Here is a 14,271-nt window from a genome sequence, read left to right on the forward strand (position 1 = left end):
GTTGCAGTTCCTCGCCCGTACGGCACTCGCCGACGTGGCGGCCCGGATGACCGCCGACGGGCTGCTGCGCCCACCCGGCAGACGCCCGTCGCGGAGGCAGGTGCCGGTCGACGTGAACATCGCAGCGTGGCCCGGCGGACGCGTCAACCTGGCGATCCAACGCCGTGAGCCACTCAGCGTCCAGGACAGCGTCCTGCTGGGGCTGCTCGTCGCAACCGGCGGCAACCAGCTCGTCCTGTGGGAGCAGAACCCGAGATACCTCTCCGATTCGATCACCGCCCTCCCGGCGCCGCTCCAGGAACTGATCGCCCAGACCGAGGCTGCCGTAGGTGACTCCGTCATCAGCCGCCGGTGAACCCCCCTCATTTCAAGGATCCCAATGTCCGTGACAGAACGAAGGGCCAGCGCCGTTTCCGCCGCGCTCGCCCAGGACCGCCTCGGTGTGCCGTCGGTGGTGTTCTTCGTCATCTCGGCGGCGGCACCGCTGACCGTCATCGGTGGCTCGGTGACCGCCGCCTACGCCGCGACCGGCGTGACCGGCGTGCCGCTCGCCTTCATCCTGCTCGGAGCCATCCTGGGCCTGTTCGCCGTCGGCTACGTGACAATGGCCCGTTACGTCGTCAACGCCGGAGCGTTCTACGCGTACACCGCGAAAGGGCTCGGCAGGCCGGTGGGGGTGGCGACCGCGTGGGTCGCGTTGCTGGCCTACAACGCGCTCCAGGTGGGTCTCTACGGCATGATCGGTGCGGCCGCCCAGCCGCTGATCGCCGACTGGTTCGGAAGCTCTCCGCCCTGGTGGGTCATCGGGCTGGTCGCCTGGGTGCTGACCGGGGTGCTCGGCCTCATGCGGGTCGACGTGAACGGGAAGGTCCTTTCGGTCCTGCTGCTGACGGAGATAGCCGTCGTCGTCGTGTTCGACATCGCGGACCTGATCAACCCGGCGGCCTCGGGCTACAGCCTCGACGTCTTCAACCCGGCGAACCTCTTCGTCCCCGGGATCGGTGCGGTGGTCGCGATCTGCATCGCGTCCTTCGCGGGCTTCGAGTCGTCGGTGGTGTTCTCCGAGGAGACCAAGGATCCGAGGCGCACGGTGCCGATCGCGACCTACGTCGCACTCGCCGTCATCTCCGGGCTGTACGCGCTGTCGTCCTGGGCGATGACCGTGCCGATCGGCTCGGACAAGATCGTCGAGACCTCGCGCGAGCAGAGTTCGGCCCTCCTGTTCAACCTGGCCGGGCAGCACCTGGGGGCGACCGTCGCCACCATCGGCTCCCTCCTCTTCGTGACGAGCCTCTTCGCCGCGCTGATCGCCTTCCACAACACGATCTCCCGCTACGTCTTCGCCCTCGGCAGGGAGAGGGTGCTTCCCGAGACCTTCGGTCGTACTTCCCCCCGGACCGGCGCCCCGGTCAACGGCTCGGTGGCGCAGAGTGTCATCGGGCTGGTCACAATCGTCATATACGCGGTCTTCGGCCTGGATCCGGTCGTCCAGCTGTTCTTCACCGTCGGATCGTTCGGTGGCCTGGGACTGCTCATGATGCTGGCGGCCACCTCGATCTCCGTGCTGGTCTTCTTCGCCAAGAACCCCAACGAGGAGAACGCCTGGCGGACCAGGATCGCCCCGGGTATCTCCTCGGTCCTGCTGATCGTGGTCATCGTGCTCGTCATGGCCAACTTCGACACCGTGCTCGGCGTGGCCCCCGACTCCCCGCTGCGCTGGATCATGCCCGCCGTCTACTTCGTCGCCGTGGGGCTCGGCGTCATGTGGGGACTCGCCCTGCGGGCCAACCGGCCGAAGGTATACGCGAACATCGGGCGGGGCGCCCAGGCGGCCGTGGGAGGGACCGAATGACAGAGATCATTCGCGTTCAGAACGCTCCCGGAGCCGCCGAGACCATCGGCGCGATCATCGCCACCTCCTTCCACGAGCAGGAGATCTCGGCCTGGATGATCCCGCCGGACGGCGACCGCCGCCGGGTGATGCCCCCCTTCTTCTCCATGATCACCGAGAGCGCCCTCATCCACGGCGAGGTCCACGCGACGGCCGACATGTCCGCCGTGGCCGTATGGTTCCGCAAAGGCGCCGAGCCGCTTCCCGAGATCCCCGACCGGGACGCCCGGGTGGAGGCGTTCGCCGGTCCCCACGCGGAGCGCATCGGGCAGATGGGGGAGGAGATGGACAAGCGCCACCCCCACGACCCGCACCACTACCTGGCGTTCCTCGCCGTGCTCCCCGGGCATCAGGGACGGAAGACGGGGACCCGGCTGCTCGAGGAGTACCACCGCGGGCTCGACGAGGCGGGCATACCCGCGTACCTGGAGGCCAGCAGCACCCGCAGCCGCAGGCTCTACCTGCGCCACGGCTATCAGGATCTCGGCGACCCGATGTTCATGCCCGACGGCCCGCCGATGTTCCCCATGTGGCGCCCGTCGAACCCCTGACCCGAGTGCTGACCCCCGCCCCCGGCCCATCGTGGGCCGGGGGCGGGGGCGATTCCGGCCCCGTTGTTCTCGCGGCCCGGCCACCGCGTTCCCCCCGCCCCGGCGACCCATGAGGCCCGGGCCACCGTGACACGCGGAACGCGGTGGCTCGATCGGCCGGGCCTTCGGCCAAGCGTGCAGAGTCGCGGAGGGCAGCCGAGCACGGCGACGAAGGGCGGCGTGCTCAGCTGTCTGATGAACACGGCCCGCGAGGAGGAGTTGGTGGGCCCAGGGCCAGGTTTCGAGGATTTGGAGTCGTGATCACGTGGCCGGGAAAGGATTGGACGGGATGATGCTCGGGCTTGTAGCTTGCAGTTGACCGTGACATCGCCCGAGGAGGTGAGACCCATGAACGCTGTATCGATGTGGGTGCTCCCCCTTCCCGTCACGGCCGGGCGATTGACGTAGGTGTCGCCGGGAGCGCCTCGCCAACAAGGCCCTCCCGAAAGGCAACACCTATGCACTCTCAGCAGGTCACCGCCGAGCCGCCGTCGAACGACAGGGTCGAGCGTGACTCCACGGTGGGCGACGTCCCCGGAGTTCTCTGGTCGCCGGCCTCCGGCGCCGATCGCGCGCCCCTCATCTTCGATGTGATCATTGCCGGGTGCGGGCCGACCGGTGCGATGCTGGCCGCCGAGCTGCGGCTGCACGATGTGCGGGTACTCGTTCTGGAGAAGGAAACCGAGCCCAAGTCGTTCGTCCGCATAGTCGGTCTGCATATTCGCAGTCTCGAGCTGATGGCGATGCGCGGACTGCTGGATCGCATTCTCCAGCATGGAAGACAGCGTCCGGCCGGCGGTTTCTTCGCCGCCATCCCCAAACCCGCGCCCAAGAGCCTGGATTCCGCGTACGCCTATCTGCTGGGTATCCCGCAGCCGGTCATCGAGCATCTGCTCGAAGAACATGCGATCGAACTGGGTGCGCAGGTCCGGCGCGGTTGCGCGGTCGCCGGTTTCGAGCAGGACGACGAGGGTGTGACCGTCGAGCTGGCCGACGGGGAACAGCTGCGTTCGCGCTACCTCGTCGGCTGTGACGGCGGGCGCAGTACGGTGCGTAAACTGCTCGGTGTCGGCTTCCCCGGCGAGCCCTCACGGACCGAGACGCTGATGGGCGAGATGGAAGTGGGTGTGCCGCAGGAGGAGATCGCCGCCAAGGTGACCGAAGTCCGCGAGACCCATCAGCCATTCTGGATCCGGCCCTTCGGCGAAGGGGTCTACAGCGTCGTCGTCCCCGCCGAGGGAGTCAGCGACCGCGCGGAACCGCCCACCCTCGAGGATTTCAAACAACAGTTGCGCACCATCGCCGGAACCGATTTCGGCGTGCACTCCCCGCGCTGGTTGTCCCGCTTCGGGGATGCCACCCGGCTGGCCGAACGTTATCGGGTCGGGCGGGTGCTGCTGGCCGGCGATGCGGCACACGTCCATCCACCCACCGGCGGACAGGGCCTCAACCTGGGCGTGCAGGACGCATTCAACCTCGGCTGGAAACTGGCCGCACAGATCCGCGGCTGGGCGCCGGAAACACTGCTGGACACCTACCAGGCCGAACGTCATCCGGTCGCCGAGGACGTGCTGGACAACACCCGCGCCCAGATGGAACTGCTGTCCACCGAACCGGGCCCGCGGGCCGTGCGCAGGCTGCTCACCGAACTGATGGACTTCGACGAGGTGAACCGCCATCTGATCGAGAAGATCACCGCGATCGGCATCCGCTACGACTTCGGCGAGGGCCCCGACCTGCTCGGCCGCCGTCTGCGCGACATCGACGTGAAACAGGGCCACCTCTACGGTCTGCTGCATCGCGGCCGCGGCCTGCTGCTGGACCGCACCGAACGCCTGACCGTCGGCGGCTGGTCAGACCGGGTCGATTACCTCGCGGATCCCACTGTGGCACTGGATGTTCCGTGCGTCCTGCTACGCCCCGACGGCCACGTCGCCTGGATCGGCGACGATCAGCAGGACCTGGACGACCACCTCTCCCGCTGGTTCGGCAAACCCGCCGACTGATTTCGCCTGAGCAACAGAAAAGGCCCGTGAGAATGATCGGAACGGCCAGTAGCGACTGACCATCGGAAGGCTGGAGGCGGCATCAGCCGTGGTGCTCTGGCGCCAAGGTCGGCCTGCGAGGAGGGTTAGCCTCCGAGTGACGACCGGAAGACGGCGGAAGAGCACCGCGGGGTGGATCGGCGCAGGCGTCCGCGCGTTCGTATAACGCCCGGCGGCGGGCCTCAGCCGTACGACGCAACACCTCCTGAGGTGCCCCGCAGATTCCGGACACGATCGAACAGGCCCACACCACGTTCGCAGCCGATCAGGCGAACACCTGACCAACCGAAACGGCCATCACCGCTGGTCAGCCATATCCGTCCGATTTTCGGCGAGTACTACGGCGCCCCTCTCTGCGCACGCCCGCGTGGAGGTGTCCGGAAACTCCGAAAACTCCCCCTCGGGGGGCTCTCCTGCCCTCAGACGCGCCTACGCGCGAAACGACAGCCCACTCGTTGGGGTATCGGCCTGGCGTGCACGTCAAGTCCGCAGCATGCTTTATCGGGCATCGGAGGGTGCGCGGCACGTACGAGGAAGATTGCTCGTCACCATCGCTGTCGCACCACTCGCTGATCCGCACGTGAGGCGGCCCCAGTTCGATATTCCAGACGGCCGCCGCGTCCAGATCGAGCACGAAGATTCCTTGCCGGTAGCGATGGTCTACCCAGAGCATTTCGTTGGGGACCTTCACCCGTCCGCGCTTGAGCAACATCGACCCGTCACACGCCGGGCAGTTGAACGTTCCGGCCGGTAGGTCACGTGCGGCCTCGGCTGGTAGGCCGTGTAAGGCAAGTAACGTGAGCGCGTACTCGCCTTAACAGTATTCGGGGGTCTTCAGGCATGTTGGCCACGTCAGATGCGCTGCGATCGTGGCCTGATACTCCCGAACCTCCGGAGGACTCCTACCCCGTGGCGCAGTGCGACCGGTTGTGCTCCTGCCCGGCGATCTGCGCCGCTTCGATCCGGTCGGCATCGGTGACCACGCTGCGCAGGGCGGGGCTCGCCAACACCAGAGAGACCAGCAGAAGCACACCGGAGGCGATCGGAACGTAGTACAGCTCCACACGCCCCAGCAGCCCGGCCAGGAGTGCGGCCACCGGCCCGAAGCCCGTCGCCGACACCGCGACCATCGACATCACCCGGCCCATCTGGTGGCCCGGCACGATCAGCTGAATGGCCCCGAGCATGACGATGTTGGACGCGGTGATCGCGAAGCCCAGGACCACCCAGGCCGCGACGGCGACGTAGGCGTTGGGCGCCAGGCCGAAGCCGAGGAAGCACAACCCCGTGACGGTGAACAGCACCACTTCCAGGCGGAATCGGCCGAGCCGGGCGACCATCCGTCCCGCGGCGGCGGCACCGAGGAGGGCACCGGCGGCCGACGAGCCGACGAACACCCCGTACAGGGAGGGCGGCACGCCGAAGTGGTCCCGGGCCAACAGCACCATGACCGCGCTCAACCCCATGAAGGAGGCGTTCAGCGCGACGCTGAAGAGCAGGATGGGCCCCAGGGAACTGCCGCGAAAGACGAAGGAGACGCCGTCGCGCAGGTCGGCCAGGGGTGAGGGGCGAACACCCGTCTCCGTGTCCTCGCCAGTGGTGTTCTTGGGCCTGCGCACGGCCATGGGCAGTCCCAGCAGCACCAGGGCGCCCAGCAGGTAGGCGGCGCTGTTGACCGCCAGGGGCAGGACGGCCGCCACGACGAACAGGAACCCAGCCAGGGGGCCGCCGGCGAAGTCCTGGGTGACGGTCTTGCCGCCTTCCAGCCGTCCGTTGGCGCGGTCGATGGTCCCGGCAGGTGCGATGTCGGGGAGCATCGCCCGTCCGGCGATGTCGTAGAACACTTCACAGGTCATGACGGTGAACATGACCGCGTACAGCACCCAGATGCCCGCGTGGCCGGTGGCGATGAGCGCGGCCAGAGCGATCAGGGCGCCCGCGCGGACCAGGTTGGCCGCCACCATGAGCCGACCTCGATCGACACGGTCGGCGATCACCCCGGAGACCAGGCCGAACAGCAGCCAGGGCAGGAAGCGGGCCGCGAACAGCCCGGACACCATGAGCGGGTCGTTGGTGAGCAGCGCCGCCACCAGGGGCAGGGCGATGATCATCATGCCGTCGGCGAGGTTGCTGAACAGGCTCCCGATCCAGAACCGGTTGAAGTCCCGCCCGAGCCCGGGTGCGGTTTCGGGTTTCGCGGGTCCACTGGAGGTGTCCGGGGAAGTACTGGAGGGGTGTTCCTGCATGGGTGGACACCTTTCCGCACGTGGGGACTCGCGCGAGCCTGGGGCCGGCCGCATCGGTGGAACGGTTGCTCAACCACTTCCTCCACCGTTTGCCTCGCCCTGAAACCCGGGCGCCCTGGCGCCGCCGCGGACCTGGTCGACCGCCAGTTCGCCCGAGACGCCCCCAACGAGCTGTGGGTCACCGACATCACCGAGCACCCCACCCGCGAAGGCAAGGTCTACTCCCGCCGGGTGGTGGGCTGGTCCGTCGATGCCGGCCAGACCGCCGCCCTGGTCACCAACGCACTCAGCATGGCCATCCATAACCGCAGGCCGGCGGCAGGCACGCTGATTCACTCCGATCACGCCCCCCATCGAGTACGAGTTTCTTTACCCGAACGCCCAGCCGGCATGAGAGTCAACCAAGCCGACTCCACCGAACTCGGGGCGATTCACTTGACAACCCCAGATAACGATCGTTTGTGAGAACCCGATTCCGGGCCACCGTGACTGAGCGCCGTAGCCGGCCGCCAGTCCGCGCCGCGCTGCCCGGGGCTGTCGCGACGCAAGTACATGGAAATTCCAATAATTGGAAACTCCATGTACTGTGACGGTCATGGATGACCTGCGGCTGAACGAAGAGCTCATCGACTACCTGTTCGCGATCCGCACCCAGGTGCACGCCGAGCTCAAGGAGCTGGCCCGCGAAGCGGGGCTGACCGACACCCAGACCGATGTGCTGTGGAGGCTGAGCCGCGAGCAGGAGATGACCGCGCGCCGCCTGGCCGACCGCTTGCAGTGCGACGCCTCGACCGCCACGTCGATGATCGACCGGCTCGAGAAGCGCGGCCTGGTCCGCCGCGTGCCCCACCCCACCGATCGCCGCGCGAAAGTCATCCAGCTCACTCCCGAGGGATGCACGCTGCGTGATCGCGTCATCCAGCACACCACTGAGCACTCCCCCTTCGCCCGCCTCGACCGCGAGAGCAGGCTGCGCCTGCACGCGCTTCTCCGCGAGGTGATCGACGGCACTCAGTCGACAGGTGAGCCCGCCACCGTCAAGGACAACCACGAAAAGGAACAGCAATGAGCAGCAAGACCGCAGTCATCACCGGCGGAGGCTCCGGCCTGGGCCTGGTGACGGCACGCCACCTGATCAAGGCCGGGCAGACCGTCGTCCTCGTCGGCCGGGACGCGGCGCGCACCAAGGCCGCCGCCGACAGCTTGCGCGGCCTGGCCCCTGCGGGCAGTGACGCGGCCCCGCCGAGGACGTATATCGCCGACCTGGAACAGTGGTCGCAGGTACGCGCCCTCGCATCGAAATTGGCTGCCGACACCGTCCCGGTGGACGTCCTCATCAACAACGCAGGGGCGGCCTTCCCTCGGTACGAGCAGACGGCTGACGGCGTCGAACGCACCTACGCGATCAATCACCACGCCCCGTTCCTGCTTACCCACGCCCTCCTGGCCGCAGGAGCGCTCACCCCCGAAGCGCGGATCATCAACATGTCCACGTTCGTGGAAAAGCGCGGCAAGCTCGACGTCAAGGATCCGGATGTCGCGGGGAGGCCGTGGAACAGCCGCTTCTACCACCAGATCAACGTCTACGCGACGAGCAAGCTCGTCAGCCTCCTGGCCACTCGGGAGCTCGCACACCGCCTGCCCGACGGTATGAGCATCTACAACGCCAATCCCGGCATGGTGAAGGGAACCGCGATCAACAGCAACGCCGGCGGCCTGATGCGGCTGACCGCCCCACTGTTCCGTCCGTTCGCCGTCACCCCGGACGAAGGTGTGCAGACCCCCGTCTGGCTCGCCACCGCCTCGCCCGCCCCGTACCCCAGCGGCGGCTTCTTCAGCAAGTCCCAGCCGGACGCCCCTTCGCGCCTCGCCCTGGACGACACCCTCGCCCGCATCCTCTACACCAGGACGGCAGCCCTCCTCGGGGTGGAGCCCCTCAAGGAGTGAGCCGGATCACGCTAGCCGGAACCAGTGAGTGGCCGCGGCCTGGACGGTTTGGGGCATCGGATCACGCTTGTTGGCACCAATGGGTGACGCAACCAGCAACGGCAAGCCCCGGCCACTCACCCGAAGCCTGGAACCGCTCACGGACGAGTCCCTGGCCGGATATCTCCTCAGACCGTCCTACCGGTTACGCATCACTCCCCTTCAACTCGCCCGGCTGACCGGATGCGCCCGCGGCACCTCCACGCTCATCAGTCGTCGGCTCCTGCTCGACCTCGACATCGGCGACTTCGCCCGGGCCACCAGGCTGACCACCGACGAAGCCGCCGCTCTGACACTGCTTCCCTGGGCGGACCGCTACCCTCCGATCGCGCGTTCACGATCCGGGTCCTCCTGGCCGACGTTCTTCGACTATTTCGTAGACGATCGTGAACAACAGCGGGCGCAAAGGGTGAACCGCTCGGCATGCTCGTCGGTGGTCACGGGGACGTGACCACCCGTGTGGCGGCGGCCGGCTGCTCAGGACGCGGGCCGCCCTTGGGCCAGAGCAGGGAGCCCGGCTTGCGGGCCTCGCGGCGGATCTTCCACACCCCGAGCTTGCAAGTTAGCTCCTTGTACGCCGCGCTAATGCGGCCGCCGACGTAGACGTTCACCGAGGTGTCGTCTTTGCGGGCGAGCTGTCGCATGGCGGCGCGCCGGCCGAGGCTGACGCACGACCCCGTGAGGGCCAGGTTGATCACCGCCGGTTCGGTCCCCGCAACGCGGCTCAACACCGTATTGGCGGCCTGCGCCCCCAGCGGCGCGGCGGCCTGGCAGCTCATCCGCAGCGGCTGGCCCGACGGTGCGGCGGCGTCGCCGGCCGCGACGATGCGGTCGTCGTCGACGCTGGTCAGCGTCTCGTCGGTGAGCAGCCGGCCGAGCTCGTCGGTGCGCAACCCGCTCACGGCCGCCAACTCCGGCACGCCGAAACCTGCCGCCCAGATGGTCAGTGCGCTCGCACGCACCGCACCGTCGGCGAAGACGACCGCGTCCGGCCGGACCTCGGTCACCTCATTGGCCTCGAGCACGGCGACACCGTGCCGGGACAGCCACTTGGCGACGTATCGGCGACCCGGCGCACTCACTGAGGGCGCCAGGATTCCGCCACACACCAGCGTGACCGTGCGTCCTTGTTCGGCCAGTTCGGCGGCCGTCTCGATGCCGGTCAACCCGGCGCCGACCACGGTGACCGGAGCATCGGGAGGCAACTCGTCAAGCTTGCTGCGCAGCCGCTGCGCAGACTCGAATTCGGCAATGGAGACAGCGAATTCGGCCGCGCCGGGCACCGACAACGGTATCGCTGCGGTGCTGCCGACCGCGTAGATGACGTAGTCGTAGTCCAGCGCGCAGCCCGACGCCAGCCGCACCGTGCGGGCGGTGGTGTCGATGCGCGTGGCGCTGCCAACCACCAACTGGATGTCCTCGCCCAGCAGCGTGCCGTAGTCCACCGTGGCCTCGCCGGTGCCGGCCACGAACTGGTGCAGCCGGATTCGGTCGACGAACTCCGGGCGGGGATTGACCAGCGTGATGTCGACGTCGGCGCGCATCCGCAGATGGTTGGCCGCGAGTGTTCCGGCGTAACCGCCACCGATGACGACGACCTTGTGGGGTGTGTGGTGTTCGGGCATGGACATGACAACGTTTCCCTTCTCGATCTCAGCGAGGATGTGAGGTTTGCGACCCGATGGGGGTGGTCCTTCAACACGAAGTGGCCGACACGGGGTTCTCGACGGCGATCCGCATACCCGCCGGGGGCGGCTACCCGCGTGCTGGATGGTGTCTCACCAGTCCGACAACACAAGACCTCGGAATGTGAGGCGGCATGTGGGGCGACGCACCAACCTCACAGTTCACTGCGCTGTCTTGTCGAACTGGTGAGGGCAGACCCGACCAAGGGAGTCAGTGACACGATGGCCAGGACACCATGACCACCCCATCCGAGCCAGGACACGGCCGGCCGGATCCGGGCCTGAGCGCGCTCATGAACGAACGGCGCCAGCTGATCAATCTCGCGTACCGGCTTCTCGGCTCCCTGGCCGACGCCGAAGATGTCGTCCAGGAGACCTACTCCCGCTGGTACGCCATGTCCCGGCAACAGCAGGACGCCATCACATCCCCCGGCGCCTGGCTGACCAAGGTCGCCGGCCGCCTCTGCCTCAACGTGCTCTCCTCGGCACGGGCCCGGCGAGAGACCTACGTGGGCGAGTGGATCCCCGAGCCGCTGCCCGAACCTAGGGAGTGGATCACCGGGCGCCCGGACGGCATCAGCGTCGACCCGGCCGACCGGGTCACCCTGGATGAGTCGATCAACATGGCCTTCCTCGTCGTGCTCGACTCGATGACCCCGGCCGAGCGCGTCGCGTTCATCCTGCACGACGTCTTCCGCTATCCCTTCGCCGAAGTGGCCGAGATCGTCGGCCGCACCCCTGCGGCCTGCCGCCAGCTGGCCTCCTCGGCACGCCGTCGCATTCACGTGTCGCAGGCTCCCGCGGCTCCGGCATCCCGGCAGGCCGGCATCGTCAGGGACTTCAAACAGGCATGGGAAGCCAAGGACATCAACGCCCTCATCGGCCTCCTCGACCCCGACGCCACGGCGACCGCCGACGGCGGCGGCGTCGTCGGCGCCGTACTCCGCCCGATCGAAGGCGCCGAGCAGATCGTGCGCTCACTGCTCAATCTCGCCGGCAGGCTACGCAACCTGACGATCCTGGAGCGTACGGTCAACGGCCAGCCCGGCCTGATCGCTCAGCACGATGGCGTCACCGTGTCGGTGTACGCGTTCGACATCGCAGGCGACCGGATCAAGCACATCTGGGCGGTACGCAACCCCGACAAGCTCCGGCCGTGGACCGGTGGGGCCGCAGCACTCGGCGACTCAGGAACGGCACGTGGCGCCCGAGCGACGGAAGATGATCTTAGCTAGCACGGACACGCTTGGTTTCGAGCGCGCCTTACCCGAGGTCAAAGGGTTTCGCCGGTGCCCCCACCCGCGATGGACAGGTATCGCCGCAGGCCGATGGCACCACACACGACGCTCAATGTTCAGCCGCCTTCACAGACTTACCTGGTGGCGCAGACGGTCTCACACGATCACCGGATGAAAGGACAGAAGATGACGAAAGCGCTGGAATTGCCGCTGCAGATGCGGCGGAACGGGTTCGACCCGGTCGAGGAGCTGGCCCGGGCACGCGATGGCGAGGGTGTGGTGCGGGTGGAGATGCCGTTCGTCGGGCCCGCATACCTGGTCTGCCGCCAGGAGGATGTTCGCCAGGTGCTGGCGGATCCGGCCCGGTTCAGCAGTGCCCTCGCACCGGTCCCGGGGACTGGTGAGATGGACGCCGACGAGCTGGCCAAGATGCGGGCCGGGCAGCTGATCGGGTTCGACCCGCCCGAGCACACGCGGTTGCGCCGGATGCTCACCCCGGAGTTCACGGTACGGCGGATGCGCAGGCTTGAGCCGCGGATCACCGAGATCGTCCAGGCGGCCCTGGACGATCTGGAGCGGGCCGGTAAGCCGACCGATCTGGTGGCGCACTTCGCGCTGCCGGTGCCGTCGCTGGTGATCTGCGAGCTGCTGGGCGTGCCGTATGCCGACCGCGCCGAGTTCCAGGATCGTTCCGTGCGCCTGCTGGATGTGTCGTTGCCGGTGGAGCAGCGGAACGCGGCACAGCGGGAGGACCGCGCCTACATGGCCGGCCTGGTGGCCCGCGCCCAGGCGGATCCGGGCGAGGACATGCTGGGCATGCTGGTGCGCGAGCACGGCGACGATCTCAGTACCGACGAGCTGGTCGGCATCGCCGGACTGCTGCTGCTGGCCGGGCACGAGACGACCTCGAACATGCTCGGCCTGGGCACCCTGGCCCTGCTGCGGCACCCGGACCAGCTCGCCATGATCCGCGACGATCCGGCGCTGGTCGAACCCGCCGTCGAGGAGCTGCTGCGCTGGCTGTCGATCGTGCAGTTGCTGCCGCCGCGCACGACCACGACGGATGTGGAGATCGCCGGGCACGCCATCCCCGCGGGCTCGCTCGTGATCTGCTCGATTCCTGCCGCCAACCGCGACCCTGCCTTGATCGACGATCCCGAGACACTCGACATCACCCGGGGAGCCGCCGGCCACGCCGCCTTCGGCCACGGTGTGCACCACTGTCTCGGGGCGCCGCTGGCGCGGATGGAGATGCGCATCGCCTTCCCGGCACTGCTGCGCCGCTTCCCCGGCCTTGCCCTGGCCGACCCGGACGAGCAGGCCGACTTCCGGGCCTTCAGCGTCGTGTACGGCTTGAACTCGCTGGCGGTGACCTGGTGAGCGGACGACCGCCCGTCCAACAGCTCTACGACACCCCCGAGACGACTGTCCAGCAGATCGCCGACCTGTTCGGCGTGCCCCGGTCGACGTGTACGGGCACTCCATTGCGGAATCGCCAATCGCCACCTGCGACTTCGAACCGGAGCCGCTCACAACGCAAGGAGAATCTCATGAACATGCCAGATCGATTTGACGAGGAGGCTGAGATGCAAACTCAAACGACCAAAACGTTCCAGCACGCGACGGACGAGAAGCCGACCACCGTCGCACGAAGCGGCTGGAACTGGAGCCGGATCCGCCCCATCGCCTTTTGGGCCACCACGTTTGTAATCGTCTTCGAGTTGATTGCTGGATCGGTGTGGAACCTTCTACCGATCGAATGGGTGGAAGTCCAGTTGCGCCACCTGGGATACCCGCACTACTTCGCCTACATTTTAACCGTGTGGCAGGCCGGTGCGGCCGTCGCGATCATCGCGCCCAGGCTCCCGCTGATCAAGGAATGGGCGTACGCGGGTGCCTTTTTCCTGTGGTCGAGTGCCGTGGCGTCGCATCTGATAGTCGGCGACGGGCTTCAGACGTGGGGGGTGCCGCTGATGTTCGGGGCGTGCGCCATCGCGTCGTGGGCGCTGAGGCCTGCCGACCGTCGGCTCCCGGAGACGCGGCTCCGTCGGGACCGCCCTGCCAGTGCTGGACAAAATGGGGCCGGTCCGCCGGAAACCCGTCCTCGCGCTTGGGCCGTTCCGATCGGGCTCCTCGTTGTTCTGTATGCCGTTTCGTTCCTCACGCTGCCCGCGGCCGAAGTCATGACGCACGGGTGGGCGGTTGAGAACGGCTGGATCGACGAGTAGCGGCCTTGAAGGTCTCGACGTCTCGCCGACACATGGTTCCGCGACACCGTCGTGGGCGCACGAAACAGCGTCGCACGCATCGGCGAAAGGCGGCCGCATCCTTAGGAGCGGAGGAGATGATCATCGGGTGGATCGAGCCACGGACCTCGATGACGGCGCCGAGCGGCAGCGCTCCGGGCCAGGGCGATCAGCTGGTCGACCTCGGCCATCGACAAACTCGGCCCGCAGGTGGTCCGGCATGAGAACACCAGCCTGCTGACACAGATGATCGCCGATCTGGAGGCCTGGCTCACCGATCCGGCGGGCTGACCAGGGCAGCAGCCATCGCGTCGTGGGCCGGAGCGGGTATACCCGCTCCGGCC

General features: G+C 67.7%; 12 protein-coding genes and 1 pseudogene. 11 read left to right on the top strand and 2 right to left on the bottom strand.

The annotated features are described in order from the left end of the window. The 4 genes from ABZ260_RS31725 to rox form a co-directional block, all read left to right on the top strand. A partial coding sequence (locus ABZ260_RS31725; RefSeq protein ID WP_355625167.1) for a GPP34 family phosphoprotein occupies window positions 1-355 on the top strand: 355 nt, incomplete at its 5' end. A 24-nt stretch (window positions 356-379) separates the two neighbouring features. Continuing rightward, complete coding sequence (locus ABZ260_RS31730) at window positions 380-1,852, top strand: APC family permease (RefSeq protein ID WP_355625169.1); 1,473 nt, start codon at window positions 380-382, stop codon at window positions 1,850-1,852. After that, window positions 1,849-2,442 (top strand): GNAT family N-acetyltransferase, encoded by a 594-nt coding sequence (locus ABZ260_RS31735; protein WP_355625171.1) that lies wholly within the window; start codon window positions 1,849-1,851, stop codon window positions 2,440-2,442. The genes ABZ260_RS31730 and ABZ260_RS31735 overlap by 4 nt, the downstream gene beginning before the upstream one ends. Before the next feature lie 620 nt (window positions 2,443-3,062). Continuing rightward, entirely contained in the window at window positions 3,063-4,487 is a 1,425-nt protein-coding gene (gene rox / locus ABZ260_RS31740; protein ID WP_355625187.1) for a rifampin monooxygenase, read from the top strand. 941 nt (window positions 4,488-5,428) lie between these two features. On the opposite strand, the gene ABZ260_RS31745 is transcribed toward rox, so the two are convergent. Further along, window positions 5,429-6,772: an MFS transporter gene (locus ABZ260_RS31745; protein WP_355625173.1), complete on the bottom strand. Its 1,344-nt coding sequence runs from the start codon at window positions 6,770-6,772 to the stop codon at window positions 5,429-5,431. Window positions 6,773-6,895: 123 nt separating this feature from the next. Between ABZ260_RS31745 and ABZ260_RS31750 the strand changes: the two are divergent. From ABZ260_RS31750 to ABZ260_RS31765, 4 genes and pseudogenes are all read left to right on the top strand, one after another. Continuing rightward, a pseudogene (locus ABZ260_RS31750) lies at window positions 6,896-7,117 on the top strand (DDE-type integrase/transposase/recombinase); the annotation flags it as partial. 250 nt (window positions 7,118-7,367) lie between these two features. Then, complete coding sequence (locus ABZ260_RS31755) at window positions 7,368-7,841, top strand: MarR family transcriptional regulator (RefSeq protein WP_350959256.1); 474 nt, start codon at window positions 7,368-7,370, stop codon at window positions 7,839-7,841. After that, entirely contained in the window at window positions 7,838-8,719 is an 882-nt protein-coding gene (locus tag ABZ260_RS31760; protein ID WP_355625176.1) for an SDR family NAD(P)-dependent oxidoreductase, read from the top strand. The genes ABZ260_RS31755 and ABZ260_RS31760 overlap by 4 nt, the downstream gene beginning before the upstream one ends. A 79-nt stretch (window positions 8,720-8,798) precedes the next feature. Beyond that, complete coding sequence (locus ABZ260_RS31765; protein WP_355625178.1) at window positions 8,799-9,209, top strand: TniQ family protein; 411 nt, start codon at window positions 8,799-8,801, stop codon at window positions 9,207-9,209. On the opposite strand, the gene ABZ260_RS31770 is transcribed toward ABZ260_RS31765, so the two are convergent. Next, a complete protein-coding gene (locus tag ABZ260_RS31770) occupies window positions 9,196-10,389 on the bottom strand; it encodes an FAD-dependent oxidoreductase (protein WP_355625180.1) in 1,194 nt (397 codons plus the stop codon). The two genes, ABZ260_RS31765 and ABZ260_RS31770, sit on opposite strands and share 14 nt — an antisense overlap. 290 nt (window positions 10,390-10,679) lie before the next feature. On the opposite strand from ABZ260_RS31770, the gene sigJ reads away from it, so the two are divergent. The 3 genes from sigJ to ABZ260_RS31785 all read left to right on the top strand — a co-directional run bounded on the left by sigJ (window position 10,680) and on the right by ABZ260_RS31785 (window position 13,909). Then, window positions 10,680-11,678, top strand: coding sequence for an RNA polymerase sigma factor SigJ (gene sigJ, locus ABZ260_RS31775; RefSeq protein ID WP_355625182.1), 999 nt, complete (start codon window positions 10,680-10,682; stop codon window positions 11,676-11,678). 189 nt (window positions 11,679-11,867) lie between these two features. Then, window positions 11,868-13,061: a cytochrome P450 gene (locus ABZ260_RS31780; protein WP_355625184.1), complete on the top strand. Its 1,194-nt coding sequence runs from the start codon at window positions 11,868-11,870 to the stop codon at window positions 13,059-13,061. 170 nt (window positions 13,062-13,231) lie between these two features. Beyond that, window positions 13,232-13,909: a DoxX family protein gene (locus tag ABZ260_RS31785; RefSeq protein ID WP_355625186.1), complete on the top strand. Its 678-nt coding sequence runs from the start codon at window positions 13,232-13,234 to the stop codon at window positions 13,907-13,909. Window positions 13,910-14,271: the final 362 nt, after the last annotated feature.

This window comes from Streptosporangium sp. NPDC006013, from assembly GCF_040614275.1.
Taxonomy (GTDB): Bacteria; Actinomycetota; Actinomycetes; order Streptosporangiales; family Streptosporangiaceae; genus Streptosporangium.

What these genes read in the sequence shown, in the direction of transcription:
- ABZ260_RS31730 (WP_355625169.1), top strand. Translation starts at nt 380, where the DNA reads ATGTCCGTGACAGAACGAAGGGCCAGCGCCGTTTCCGCCGCGCTCGCC.
- ABZ260_RS31735 (WP_355625171.1), top strand. Translation starts at nt 1,849, where the DNA reads ATGACAGAGATCATTCGCGTTCAGAACGCTCCCGGAGCCGCCGAGACC.
- ABZ260_RS31745 (WP_355625173.1), bottom strand. Translation starts at nt 6,772, where the DNA reads ATGCAGGAACACCCCTCCAGTACTTCCCCGGACACCTCCAGTGGACCC.
- ABZ260_RS31755 (WP_350959256.1), top strand. Translation starts at nt 7,368, where the DNA reads ATGGATGACCTGCGGCTGAACGAAGAGCTCATCGACTACCTGTTCGCG.
- ABZ260_RS31760 (WP_355625176.1), top strand. Translation starts at nt 7,838, where the DNA reads ATGAGCAGCAAGACCGCAGTCATCACCGGCGGAGGCTCCGGCCTGGGC.
- ABZ260_RS31765 (WP_355625178.1), top strand. Translation starts at nt 8,799, where the DNA reads ATGGGTGACGCAACCAGCAACGGCAAGCCCCGGCCACTCACCCGAAGC.
- ABZ260_RS31770 (WP_355625180.1), bottom strand. Translation starts at nt 10,389, where the DNA reads ATGTCCATGCCCGAACACCACACACCCCACAAGGTCGTCGTCATCGGT.
- sigJ (WP_355625182.1), top strand. Translation starts at nt 10,680, where the DNA reads ATGACCACCCCATCCGAGCCAGGACACGGCCGGCCGGATCCGGGCCTG.
- ABZ260_RS31780 (WP_355625184.1), top strand. Translation starts at nt 11,868, where the DNA reads ATGACGAAAGCGCTGGAATTGCCGCTGCAGATGCGGCGGAACGGGTTC.
- ABZ260_RS31785 (WP_355625186.1), top strand. Translation starts at nt 13,232, where the DNA reads ATGAACATGCCAGATCGATTTGACGAGGAGGCTGAGATGCAAACTCAA.